Raw genomic sequence first — 12,589 nt, 5'->3', positions numbered from 1 at the left:
TAGAACCCCCTAGTTTTTATTTTCTCTCTCTTACACTACCATATTCAACCTCCATCTTCTTCAACCTGTACAGTATCTCCTCCTGCAGCAACCTCTGCATTTTGAGCATGTCAGCAACTAACCCGAGAATTACTGATAACGACCCAACGACGATTAAAACCACCGAAAGCACTGCACTTGGCAGATGAGGTGTCACCATCCCCGTATTGAAGTAGTGCAGAAGAACTCTCAGCCCGAACGCCAGCCCTGCTAAAAGAAATGCTAAGCCAACTGAAAGGAAGACCTTCAGCGGGTGGTAGTCTCTGTAAGTCCTTATTATCGTCATTCCGGCTCTCTTGGCGTAGCTCCATATGCTGGGAATTAACCTCGATTCCCCTTCCCTCCTCCTGAACTCCACCGGAACCCACTCTATCCTGAGGTTCTTATTTGCAGCCTGAATTATTGTTTCCTGTACGTAGGTGTAGTCTCCCAGCAGGTTCATCCTCATCGCGGCCTCCCTCGAAAAAGCCCTGAATCCACTCTGCGCATCCTTTACCGGTAGCCCGGATAACCTGCGGGTAACCCACGTCGCAATTTTGTTGCCGATCCTCTTCGCTTTCGGCATGTGATCAAGCCTGTCGATCTGCCTGTCCCCGATAACTATATCCGCCTCACCTTCCAGAATCGGTTTGACGAGCTTTGGGATCTCTTTGGCGTTGTACTGTCCGTCTGCATCAATATTGACTATCACATCCGCTCCGAGCTTTAGTGCCGTCTCCAGGCCAGTTTTAAACGCGTTTGCCAAACCAAGATTCTTCTTGTGCGAGACCACGTAATCAGCACCCGCCTCTCTCGCCACCTCGGCAGTTCTGTCGGTGGAACCGTCATCAACGACGAGCACCTCAACCTCATCGAATCCTTCAACCTCTCTGGGTATTTCCTTAATTACGCTTCCTATGGTTTTCTCCTCGTTGAAGGCGGGAATCATTACGATGAGCTTCATCTTCTCCCCCAACTTACAGTAACTGCTCAGCCTATTAAAGCGGAAAATAAAAAAATTTCCTATTCAGCACCGCTTTACGTAAATCTTATCGTTGTGATAAACTATCACCAGAGCGTCACTCACATCCGGCACTTCTTCGTAGACTTCTGGAAGCTCTCCCGTTTTTGAAAAGACGATGTACTTTATCCAGTTTCCAGCGGAGTAGTTCTTGGTATCTGGCGACCAGCTGAAATTTCCAACTAAAACCACACGGCTGCATGCAGAGTAATCCAGCTTGGAGAGCATTTCGTAGTCCTTCTCCGAAATGTAGGAGTAAAACCTGGCCGGAGAGTGTATCGTCGTCTCGCTGTTCACGGCCAGAACCAGATCGCAGGCTAAAAGAGCAAATAACGCCAGTACAAGAATCCTCTTTAACCTCATCTCCGACAGAAAAACACCGGCAAGTATGGAGAGGGGGATGCTCAGGTAGAGGGAAACTCTGAAGGTGTTCAGGAAAAAGGATGAGGGAAAAATCCTGTATCCCATAACACCCGAAAGTATGCCGGAATACACTGCAATGGCCAAAAAAATTGCTGCTCCGACAGCATAAGCTCTCTTGAATTTTCCGCTGGAAGAAAGAAAGACGAACAGGCCGGATAATGCGAGCATAAAGGCTGTTGAATCTGTAAGCAGGATTACCGGAAACGAGAAGCGGGTGTAAGGGTTATCAACCATTGGCCTAACGGGGTGGAGGGGGAAGCCCACGATGGGGAAGAAGTGGCCCAGCACCAGTATTACGGGGATGAGTAAGGCGACGAAGATGGGTATTCTGGAATTGATTTTACCATAAAAGGCGAATATCGGAAGCAAGGCGGCAAAAAACATGGCAAACTTCGAGAACGCTGTAACTGCAACCTTCCAGAGGAGGAAAGCAGAGGCGAGAAACAAAAATAGGTTCGTTGCATTTTTCTTGTTGCTGAATCTGACGAACAGGTAAAGAGAGAGGATGAGGAAGAACTCTCCGAGGATTTCCTTATATAAATCGCAGAAGAGCAGTTCCGAAGGGAGAATCGAGAAAATTAGCGCCGAATAAAAGGCTGAATTGCTATCGGAGAGTTCACGAACAAGCAGAAAGACCGGCACAACACATGCTGCGCTGATTGCCGGAATGAAAAATCTTGGAATTGCAAGCAAATCCAAACCCAGCCAGCTGATTAACTTGGCAGTGAGGCCGAGCCAGAGCATGGAGAAGTTCCAGTTGTCAACGTATGCATCGCCGGAAAAACCCAGTCCAATCCTCAATAATTCCCACAATTCCATTTTCGAGGCTTTGAGCGCTAAGATAAGATAAGCCGGCGTATCGTAGCCCAAGGGCACTTTTGGAGTAGCAAACACGTAAGCTCTCACGACAAGGGCGAGAATGAAGATTGGTATGACAAACCACTTCTTGAAATCGATGTCGTCATCACTTCCCGAATCCAAAAACTTTGTGGCAATGTAGCCTGAAACCAGGCCGATTACGATTGCGAGGGCAACGCTGCCGTAATAAAACCTCTCGGCCGCAAATACCAACGCTACTGGTATGATTAATAGGGACAATGGTGTTAGCGACGAGATTTTGATTTTGCTTCCAACGTTTATTTTTAGCAGCAAGTACATCAGAATCGCGGTTAAAAAAATGTGTAATGCAATAAAATATGTGTTGACGCCCCCGAATACCTTCATAGCAATGTAGAGGAGGATAGTTACCGCCCCAACTCCAAATATGAAAGAGCTGTAGCTAAGCTCTGTGCCTTTTGCGGATACCATCAAACCACCCCTTGACAAAAACTCTGAAGAGGAGCTTTCTCGTGAGGAGCGAAAGTGCGATGCACTCCACGAAGTTGAAAAAAGTTGCTGAGAGAAGTTTAAGTTGACCACCCCACTTTTTTACAAAATACGCTTTGTGATTCCAGTAGAAGTACAGCCATCTCTCGTTCAACCAGACGGATGGGTCGTGAACCCTATTTCCTCCTCTCGGCGCTCTCAGATGCAGAACGCTGTAGTTCGTGACGAACACTAATGGACACCCCTTTCTGTGCAGGGAGTAAGTGAAGTCCGAGTCTTCGAGGTAACCGTTTCCCTTGCCAAGATACTCGTCAAACCTTAAATCAGCAATCAGCTCACGTTTAACCACGAATGCCGTTCCCGGAAAGTGCTCTACTGGAATTTCCTTCCTTCCGTAATCTTCCAGCTCGAACCCGCCAAAAATGATGCCGAGAAGCAGAAAAACCCTTCCGACAAATAACCTGTGAATCTTCTTCACAATCTGCGGTCTCGGATCGTTTGGCTGCTGAATTCTAAAAGAGAATGCTTGGTGCTCCTTTGCCAGTTCCAAGCATTTCGATAGGAAATCTCTGCCAACCCTGACGTCATCGTCTAAGAACACAACGAACTCTCCCTTTGCAGAACTTATTCCAATGTTTCTCGCCTCCGATGAACCAAGACGTTCTGTTGAGGGTACCAGATAGACAACGTTAAAGTGGTTGCTGAAATCCCTAGCCAATTTACCATATTCTTCTGAATTTTCCTCGTTAATTATAATGACTTCCATCGCATTTAACTCGAAATTTTCTTGCTCTTTTAGGTCTTCCAGCAACCTGTTCAGAACGTCAGGCCTGCCGTACGATGGTATTACAATGGAGAACCTTGGAGCTTGCATTTGTCACAGCTCGTTAATAGTGCTTTTAAACTTTGGCTCCTTTAGGATACGAAACTACAGGATGTAAGGATTTTAATAAAATTCACACATCGTAATCATCCTCCTCCAGTATCAACATCGAGAGGTAGTATATCAGCAGTGCAGTCGTGATGAAGAGGACAACGGAGAGCCATCCCAGGAACGCGAACATCGTCCCGACAAGCCCACCACCGATCAGACTCAACCTTCTGACAAAGCTCCTCTCGTCGGTTGAGGATAGCAAGAGGATCGCAGACAGCAGACCGATCAGCCCGCCGGCAGCGATAACACCGTACCCGAACTTCCCGAGCATCGCCCAGTGATCTCTCAGAGGCCTCGTTACAGATTCAATAAAAACTGCAGAGAGAAGAACAATCAGCACGGCTGATATTAGCCAGTGGGGAATCTTTACCACAAGCTTTCCGTTCACGAATTCAACTGGTTTGGATAGCTTCACTCCTCCAAATTTCAAAGCGTAACCCTTTTCATATTCTGACACCTCTACTGGCAGTCTTACTGCCCCTCTTAGATTCTTCCGTAGATAGGCCCCAATCTCCTTTCTCTTCCATACAACGTAGACGAGCAGCGATAAGAAGAATATTCCCGCAGCAACAAAGTCGGAGAAGAGCATGTAGGCAAGCTCGGTTACGAAGTAGAAGCTGACATGCCTGCTATCCGTAACAGCATGCAACCTCAGATACTCGCCATAGTCCTCAACCTCGAAGTCCACATTGGAGAACAGAATCATCTTGCCGTTCTGAATATCAATTGTTAGCTCAGCAGGCCCACCGCTGATGGATGGCAGAGTAAAGTCGACCTTGTATATTCCGTGTCCCGAAGGTTTTGGTAGTAAAAACAAAATTTCTGGATTTGCGGCAAAAACGCTTCCGTTTTCGATTTCGAGTCCAGAGTAGGAGATGATGGTCGCATCCCCCTCCCTTAGCTCTGCAACTCCGCTGTAATTACTCCTCAACTCTCCCTCTCCGTACCAGTATCTAAACTCACCGTTCGGAATCTTCGCCTCTCTAAACTTCACGTGTATTTCGTCAGCTAAAGCGGGCTGGATAGCGATAAGCAGAGCTAGAATGAGAAGAACAAACCTCATCTCCACACCACCCTTAGTGGTATGTACTTTTCCTCATCTACAGTATTCCTGAGAATTATATAATCTCTGACTTCCCCGTAGTCCGAACTGGGCCTTATTAAAAACCTCAGGATTTTGCATTCACCGCTGGAGATGTTAACTGGATTCTCAAATGGAACGATTAGGCCCTCAAGATAGGAAGGTACTTCAACCCTCAACGACTGGTTTGAGCCAACATTTCTAACTATGACAGAAGCGATTGAAGGTTTTTCTGAAACGCTGACATTTATCTCATTCGGCGTCATGTCTATTTTCATTACCTCTTCAGACTCCTTGGCTTCCTCGGATTCCGAAACTACAGGCATCTCAAAAACAAGCCTTGCAAACTCAGTGTTGTTAGCAGCATAAATGTTCCCGTTTGTCATGAAATCCCTGTCGCCGAGGAAAGCTACCACACCCTTGCCAACCTTTTTGGTGGCAAAGACCGTGTAATTCTCGTAATGCTTTTCTTTGCCGATTTTAAACAGATCAAGCCACTCACTCGCCCACGTGGTAACGTTTACTGTAAAGCTAGCATCCTCAACCTGCAATGGTACGGAAGACTTAAGCTCCGCACCGTATTGCGGAATCTCCGCTCTCTCAATGTAAAGGCTGGTAAACTTTCCACCAAATACACCCGCGATTCTGTTCGCGTTTCCGATGTAGCGAGGGTCATCGCAAATTATCAGGACCTTCCCTCCATTATTAACGAAATCCGTCAGAGCGTCAATTTCGGAAAAGCTGAACTCCCTAATGGGATTGACAATTACAAAAACCTTCGCCCTTTTCAAATCTGACCCATCAATCTGTACTGAGTTCCCCCTTAAACTAATAGTATCGGTTACTGAAAATCCTGACTTTTCGAGTTCAAATTTGAGATACATGAATCCGCTTCTTGCATCGCTTTCGAGCCCGAAAAATCCGGAAGTGCTATCAAAAAGGACAGTCTGTGCGCTTGATACCTGTAGGGCAAGGACGATCATCGCTAAAGCTGAATATACAAGCAACCTTAACCTCTTGCCGTGCCCTCCAGAGAGGATTAGCGCTTTCATAACAACACCTACCCAACAACTTCAAATATTTTTACCTTCCCGAACTCCTCAACCAGCCTGAAGTGCTTCAGGTTCTCCGCATCCTCTTCATGCAGCCTGTACAGCATAGAAGTGTTATAGAAATCAAGAACATCCTCGTCGTCCATTAGCTCCGGTTTGAGGCCAGCTATGGACATTATCGCCTCAAACTTTCCCGTGTACTTTCCGCTCTCGTTTTCGAACCCCATTTCCTCGTCGGTAACAACGTATCTCACACCCCTCTTCTTTGCAATTTTCAATGCATCTTCCTCATTCTGGGCTGTGAAAAATCTTGCAGCGTCAATAGCTCCGGCCTGAAAGTTGTTGCACACAACTGGCCTTTTAGCGACAAAAACTATCCAGTTCCCGTAGTCCCACCAGCTCAGTATAGAGTATTCGGGCTTCCCCTTGTCCGGGGTTAAGTAGTGGGAGGTGGAATCTGTGTTTTCCTTCAGCCACGTCAGGGCAGCTTGCCAGTCCTCGCTCAGCTCGGAAGGTTTTATTGAAATGATAAAGGAGGGTGTGAAGATTACGGCGAGGAAGGCTGCCACGACCGCCTTGTCGCCCAGACTCAGCTTTTCTTCTTTCTTGCTGCGCCTCTCCTTACGCCTTTTCGACCTCTTCTTTTTCTTTGTGTCTTCCTCCTCGCTCTCCTCTTCTTCCCTCACTATAACCTCGGTCCTCTCGAAAACGTAGATGAGCGTGTTAGCGGCGAAAAATGATATTGGCACTGCAAGAATCTCCGTGAACCTGCTCTGCAGAATTGAGAGGGCGAGGGAAGTGAAGAAGAAAGCCTGAAGAAAGCGGTCTCTGAAAGTGAAGAGTGACGGAAGTGCGAGCAAAAACGACAGGTAGCCTGTCAATGACATTACTCCCGCAAAGTCGAAGGATTGCGCTTCGGCAATCGTCGGGAGGTATATGTTGGCCCCGATGAGGTAGCTTACACCCCGCTTAACAAAGCCCAGCTCTTTAACCGGAGCAAGGTAAAGTACTGCAAGGGTCAGAGCGGCAGCGGCAATGTATCCAAGCTCCACCCTGATGTTGCCGAATCTCTTAATAAAAACGCCAATGACGAGAAAAGCTGCGATGGCAACGAAAGATAAGGCAACCGTATGGCTTACGACTGCCGCAACGACCGGAATAAGGAATGCGGGCAAAGCTCGAAGCATCTTCTTTTCATCAAAGTGCAGGAAGGATGCGAGAGCTAGGACAGCAGCGTATATCGGTGCTCCAACCCAAGAAAAGGCCAGAACTGTCAGAGGTGCAGCTGCAACGGGTGGAAAGCGGAGTAGGAGATAGAAGGCGAGCAGAACGAGGAACGTGTTCCATGCGTGGTGGTCGGCAAAGCCGAGAACGCTCGTGTGGACCGCAGCAGGAATTGTTGCATAAACGAGGGCTGAAAGCAGAGCGAAATTCTCGTCTCCCAACTTCCTGGCTATAACGTAGACGAGAATCGTGTTGAGGACGCCGAGCACAACAGGAAAGACAAGCGAGAAGTAAATGGCCGCATCAAACCCGAACAGCATTCCAGGAAATGCGAGAATGTAGTCGAACAGCGGGAGCCAGCCTATATTAAGACCGTGTGGATAGTTGAGGTAGTAGTCGAAGTCAGGCCTGTAGCCCGACCTTACTATGACTTCAGCGAGTCTGAGGTGGTAGAAGGGGTCGTAGCCTGAGGGGAGCTTGAGGGATAAGAGCTGCAAATTCTGGAGTCTCAGCAGAGCTGCCAAGATAATAATGGCAATCAACCACATGAGCAACAATCTGTGGTATGAATAAATAAATTGCTATTCTATCCATAGGCTGCTGATGAAAAACGTGCTGAAAACCACCTGAAGGCCGACAGCGACCATCAGAAATGAAAGGATCGCGTAATTCAGTGCATTAAGCTCGCCATAACCCGCTCCAATCCAGGCTGAGAGTATGGCGTAGCCGAGGATAAAGCCAGCAATTACCAAAGCAATCCCCAAAACCAATCCCTCTTCGAGGATTGAATATCGCCTGAAAAACCTCACAAATCTGTCCTCTTCGGCAAGGCCAATTTTTGCCGAGTATATTTTGCTCGAAACCCCGAAGAAGAACGTTTGGGTGCCAATCATGACCAGCATTGATGCCAGGACGAGGGAGTGGGTTCTGATCGGTTCGAAAAGCATTACGTAGAGGATTAAGAGCACACCTGCAAGCAGCATCAGCATCGCAGGGATGAGAAAGAGGTGAGTGGGAGAGAGTAGAAGCATGAGTCTCAGATGTCTCCATCCATCTCGAAAAGTTCTCAGCTTGCTATCTCCCTTTCTAGGGTGGTAGGTTATCGGTACTTCAACGACTCTTAATCCCATCTTCCACGCCTTGGCGAGCATCTCCGTCGCGAATTCCATGCCCTCGCAGCTTAATTTCAGCGAGTCAATACTCTCTTTTCTTGCCGCCCTCATTCCAGAATGAACGTCGCTAAAGCTGGTCTTGAAGAAAAAGTTCGTCAGTTTAGTAAGCAGCCTGTTGCCCAACCTGTGGACGGGGTTCATCGCTCCATGCTTTATTTCACCCAGAAACCTGCTGCCGATCACTATATCCGCTTTGTTTGAGACGATGGGTTCGATAAGCTTTGGAATTTCCAGCGGGTCATAAGTTCCGTCTGCATCAAGCATGACCACAACCTCGCCCTCAGCGGCCCTCAACCCCTCAATGTATGCTTTGCCATACCCTTCTACGTTTCTTATCACCCTAGCGCCGAACTCTTCTGCAATATCAGGGGTTCTGTCAGTGGAGTTGTCGACCACGATCAACTCGTAATCGTGATTTTTGAGCGCTTCCTTACACCTCTTCAGAATAGCACCAATCGCTTTTTCTTCGTTCTTTGTCGGCAGTATTACGCTGACCTTCAATAGATCACCTCTCGTAGACTTCAACCATTCTTCTTGTAATTTTGTCCCAGTCGTACTTTCTCACATTCTTCACGCACCTGCCTCTTAACTTTTTCTTTCTCTCCATCGCCTCAACCAGTGCTTCAGCAAGACTTTTGGCGGTATCATCGCAAGTTATCCCGCAGACAATTTCCGAGGCAGCATTGCATGGGTGGTTTATCGTTACTACAGGCATCCCGCACGCGTTGGCTTCAAGAGAAGTGATGCTGAAACCCTCCCTTGTTGAGGGTAACGCGAAGACCTTCGAAGACTTCATTATGGAAATCATACCCTCCCAACTCGTAAAACCGTGAAAATGGCAGTTTAAACCTAACTTTCTGCTCTTTTCAACAAGTCTTTTCTTCTCCGGCCCCTCTCCAACAATCAGGCAGCTTGTATCCGGAATCAGCTTGAGAGCGTCGAGAAGTAAGTCGACACCCTTCTCTTTTATTAGCCTCCCCGCAAAAACAACATCGTATCCCTTCTCTGCCGCCTTTACACGCTCTATTTCCTCCAAGTCAACCCCGTTCGGCACAACCTCTGCTTCAACCCCCACTTCGAGTAACTGTCTAGCAGTGGTTGATGAAACGGCGACGTGCTTGCCTTCATTTGCGGCAACGATCCTCTCGACAGCCTTGCCGAAATACCCGAGATGACCGAGATATTCTTTCCAATAATCCCCCCAGAACTCGTGCCATGTCAGAACGAGATTTTGGTGGGAGATAAAGAGGGCTGGAAAGTAAGGAAAAACCTGGCAGTCCACAACGTCGAATTTGTTGAAATTAGCCTTCCTTTTTACGCTGGCGGCAAATAAAATCGCCTCACTTATCTTTCTTCTCCCCTTTGAGTACAGTTCGACGGGCTTGTAGCACGGAATGAGCCTTATGCCTGAGTGCTCTATCTCTCTGTCACCCCACCAGCTTATCCCGAACCAGTAAACCTCGTTACCTTCAGCGGCAAGCCTTCTTCCCATCTCGAAAATTCTCTTCTCCACACCTCCCTTTATCCACGGATACACTGCATCGTAAATGAAAGCAATTTTCACCAAATGTTGTTGAATAACTAAGGTTAAAGATTTTTAGGTTTTAAAGGGTCTTCTTTATCCCACCACTTCGGATAATTTTCTGAATGAGCCTCTTTTCTCTCAAGAGTTTAACCTCGTGCTGCTGCTAAGTCCCCTTCCGAGGGGCGGAGTAGTTCACTTTTCCAATGATTTTCCTTTTTATACCCTTCCTTAGTGTTTGTATGATTTTATATCTTGTATTAGGGTCTCTTTTTTAACCTCACTCCAATAATAACCCAACAGGCTTTACTAATTATATAGACAACTAAAACTTGATTGCATGAAAATGCAGAGATGAATTAAACCCTAAACCAAAAAATAAAGAATATAAACAGGAAAATTTAAAAACAGAGCGCTTACATACGATATATCGGTGAGCTAAGTGAAATTACCGGTCATAGTCGAGTTTAGAGATGGTAAATTCAAGATTTTGAGAAAAATCGTTAAGAAGTTGGAGAAGGACGAAGTAAAGGTAGCTCTAGCGAGGAATAGAATAAAGCCGGTTGATGAATCCGTTGTCATGCTAAAAATACTTTTAGCATCTCTATTCTTCAAACTGGAGCTTTCTTACTTCGTTGAAGAACTGAAAAAGAGACATAAGCTTAGAAAACTTTTAAATTTATCAGAAGTTCCAGATATTAAAGAAGTCTACGATTTCATGGCAAAGTTCGGAGAAGAATCATTCAGAAAAGCAATAGAGCAGATAATAAACTCCTTATTTGGTAAAATTGGTAGAGGATGCTTTGAAATCGTTATAGACACTTCCGGAATAGATTTAGACTTGAACAAGCAAAAACACAGGAAACCAAACGAAGAGCTCAAAGATAAAGAATATAAATGGGGATTCGACGGTAATGAATTCTTTTTAGGTTTCAAATTAGCTTTTGCCATGGACTATAAAACAAAAAGACCTCTCTTATTTTTAATCTTTCCTGCAAATACTAGCGATTGTCAGATTTACGAGGACGTGCTTGAAGACCTGAAAAGGAGAAGTTTTCTTAAACCAAAGACGATTGTGATGGCTGATAAAGGTTTCTGCTCATATTACAACTACAACGTTGCCTTAAAGAAGTATAGAGTCGTTTCAGTGATCTGGCTGAAGGAAAACATGAGTATGAGCAAGCTTTTAAGTATGATCTCAACACCTCTAACTTATTTTCTTGAAAATAAAATTAAAGATATAATTTACTTCAAGAAACTCGTAAAAATTCTTGTTAGCTATTTGAAGAGAGGAGACGAGCTTAAATCTAAGAGATCGGACGTGGAAGACTTGTTTAAGCTGGGGAAACGTGGGCTCTTTATGGACAAAATTCATCGTTTTACAAGGAGATCAGTTGCAAAGTTTGTCTATGCTAACGTACTTCTCATAGCAATTCTCACTCGGCTGGGATTCAGGGAAAAGAGAGCTTTACAGAGGTTGGCTGAGTGGTGAATTTGCAGACACCCTAATCTTGTATTTGGGAGATAAATTGGTGGAAAGTTCTAGGGAGTCGGCAAATTTTATGTCATATGGTTCTTCTGGAGCCCTCTTGCCCTTAGCCAAAGCAATAAGAACGTTAAAATATACAATCAAATCTATAAGGTCTTCCTCACATCACCACTCCGATAACCTCTGAATGAACTTCTTTTCCCCTGAAACCAAGATTAATCGTCATCCCTGTTAACAGGACAGAAAGAGAGCACTTCTTTCTCACAGGTTCGAAATCATAGCAGTGCAACTGCTTCAAACTATAAGCCTCTTTTCCCAGCTTTATCACGTCTTCTATTATGCTCCTCAATTTTTTCAGATCCTCCTTTAATCTTTAAACAACTTCTTTACGAGGTTCTTATACCTTCTCTTCTCCTTCTCTACGTTCTTGGAGTTAAAGATGAATAGAGGATAACTTATCATCCCCTCAAGCTTCTCTAAGCTGAAGTTCTTTCTTGGAATGATTAAAGGCACTATTCCGTACCTTATCCCTATCAGATAATTCTTATAGGCGTAAAAACCTCTGTCCATGATTATAGCATCTCCAAACCTGATTAACCTCTTCCTCTTAAGCATTTCCAGAATTAGGGAGTATATCTTGCTTTCATGAATGTTTGCTGGATATACGTGGAAGAATAAGGGCGTTAAAGTTCTGTAGTCAACTAGAATCATCATCTTCATGCCCAGAAAGAAACCTTTCGTTGAGAAACCCCACTTGTACGGCTTATTCTTTAAATCTCTCTTTCTGAATGGGTTTAGGTCGAGAGATATATCAGTCCAGTCTAATATTAACACAGATGGCTTATTTCTTCTTTTCTTTACATTAACGTTAAGAATTGAGAAAACAAAATTTATAAACTGCTCTGCCTCAAATTCTGCCATGAATGAGTAGACCGATTTTAATTTGACCTCCTCTTCTATCCTCAAGAATTTTCTCAGTTCTAAACGCTTATTTACCTCGCAAACAGCGTAAGAAATCTCTACCTCGAAAAATATTGCCAGAATGATGACTTTGAGCAATTTAATGGCTTTGTTAACTGGTGTTATTCCATTCCTTGCCAAAGCCTTCTTAGTTTTCCTTGATTCGAGCTTATCAATGATTCTCGATAGAAGCTCCCATTTCTCGTCTCCTTTCACTGGAATAATTGGTAATCTCATTCTAATCACCTAATAAAGCTAAAATCACAAATATTTATCAATTTTACGGTTTATAGTGGTTTTATTTTAGATTTCGGGTGATAAGGTTTTGTCCCGTCGGAATAGGAAGTGAATCAGATGTCTGTTTTTA

At 45.1% G+C, this 12,589-nt stretch carries 9 protein-coding genes and 1 pseudogene; 1 reads left to right on the top strand and 9 read right to left on the bottom strand.

Going from position 1 to position 12,589, the window contains the following annotated elements:
• Positions 1-16: 16 nt before the first annotated feature.
• From H0Z19_RS08215 to H0Z19_RS08180, 8 genes are all read right to left on the bottom strand, one after another.
• Positions 17-982: a glycosyltransferase family 2 protein gene (locus H0Z19_RS08215; RefSeq protein WP_290725619.1), complete on the bottom strand. Its 966-nt coding sequence runs from the start codon at positions 980-982 to the stop codon at positions 17-19.
• Between the two features lie 63 nt (positions 983-1,045).
• Positions 1,046-2,770, bottom strand: coding sequence for a hypothetical protein (locus H0Z19_RS08210; protein ID WP_290725618.1), 1,725 nt, complete (start codon positions 2,768-2,770; stop codon positions 1,046-1,048).
• Positions 2,742-3,662, bottom strand: coding sequence for a glycosyltransferase (locus H0Z19_RS08205; protein WP_290725616.1), 921 nt, complete (start codon positions 3,660-3,662; stop codon positions 2,742-2,744). The genes H0Z19_RS08210 and H0Z19_RS08205 overlap by 29 nt, the downstream gene beginning before the upstream one ends.
• 82 nt (positions 3,663-3,744) lie before the next feature.
• Complete coding sequence (locus H0Z19_RS08200; protein ID WP_290725614.1) at positions 3,745-4,785, bottom strand: hypothetical protein; 1,041 nt, start codon at positions 4,783-4,785, stop codon at positions 3,745-3,747.
• Positions 4,782-5,855: a DUF4350 domain-containing protein gene (locus tag H0Z19_RS08195; RefSeq protein WP_290725613.1), complete on the bottom strand. Its 1,074-nt coding sequence runs from the start codon at positions 5,853-5,855 to the stop codon at positions 4,782-4,784. Before H0Z19_RS08195 ends, H0Z19_RS08200 begins: the two co-directional genes overlap by 4 nt.
• An 8-nt stretch (positions 5,856-5,863) precedes the next feature.
• Positions 5,864-7,627 (bottom strand): STT3 domain-containing protein, encoded by a 1,764-nt coding sequence (locus H0Z19_RS08190; protein ID WP_290725611.1) that lies wholly within the window; start codon positions 7,625-7,627, stop codon positions 5,864-5,866.
• 33 nt (positions 7,628-7,660) lie between these two features.
• The gene (locus H0Z19_RS08185; RefSeq protein ID WP_290725609.1) at positions 7,661-8,752 is read right to left on the bottom strand and encodes a glycosyltransferase; all 1,092 of its coding nucleotides are present in this window, start codon (positions 8,750-8,752) and stop codon (positions 7,661-7,663) included.
• A 4-nt stretch (positions 8,753-8,756) separates the two neighbouring features.
• A complete protein-coding gene (locus tag H0Z19_RS08180) occupies positions 8,757-9,815 on the bottom strand; it encodes a glycosyltransferase family 4 protein (protein ID WP_290725606.1) in 1,059 nt (352 codons plus the stop codon).
• Between the two features lie 400 nt (positions 9,816-10,215).
• Here H0Z19_RS08180 and H0Z19_RS08175 point away from each other — a divergent pair, with 400 nt between their 5' ends.
• Positions 10,216-11,265 carry a transposase gene (locus H0Z19_RS08175; RefSeq protein WP_290725604.1) on the top strand — a complete coding sequence of 350 codons (1,050 nt, stop codon included), beginning with the start codon at positions 10,216-10,218 and terminating at the stop codon, positions 11,263-11,265.
• 162 nt (positions 11,266-11,427) lie between these two features.
• Here the strand turns inward: H0Z19_RS08175 and H0Z19_RS08170 are convergent.
• Positions 11,428-12,468: pseudogene (locus H0Z19_RS08170) on the bottom strand (transposase).
• Between the last annotated feature and the right edge of the window lie 121 nt (positions 12,469-12,589).

Origin of the sequence: Archaeoglobus sp. (assembly GCF_017656475.1) — an archaeon.
In the GTDB taxonomy this organism is placed as follows: Archaea; Halobacteriota; Archaeoglobi; order Archaeoglobales; family Archaeoglobaceae; genus Archaeoglobus.
The sequence above is the reverse complement of the archived record's forward strand: the minus strand, read 5'-3'. Positions and strand labels throughout refer to the sequence as shown.

Bases quoted from the DNA above. Each gene is read 5' to 3' on its own strand.
- H0Z19_RS08195 (WP_290725613.1), bottom strand. From the start codon at position 5,855: ATGAAAGCGCTAATCCTCTCTGGAGGGCACGGCAAGAGGTTAAGGTTG.
- H0Z19_RS08190 (WP_290725611.1), bottom strand. From the start codon at position 7,627: ATGTGGTTGATTGCCATTATTATCTTGGCAGCTCTGCTGAGACTCCAG.
- H0Z19_RS08200 (WP_290725614.1), bottom strand. From the start codon at position 4,785: ATGAGGTTTGTTCTTCTCATTCTAGCTCTGCTTATCGCTATCCAGCCC.
- H0Z19_RS08210 (WP_290725618.1), bottom strand. From the start codon at position 2,770: ATGGTATCCGCAAAAGGCACAGAGCTTAGCTACAGCTCTTTCATATTT.
- H0Z19_RS08215 (WP_290725619.1), bottom strand. From the start codon at position 982: ATGAAGCTCATCGTAATGATTCCCGCCTTCAACGAGGAGAAAACCATA.
- H0Z19_RS08205 (WP_290725616.1), bottom strand. From the start codon at position 3,662: ATGCAAGCTCCAAGGTTCTCCATTGTAATACCATCGTACGGCAGGCCT.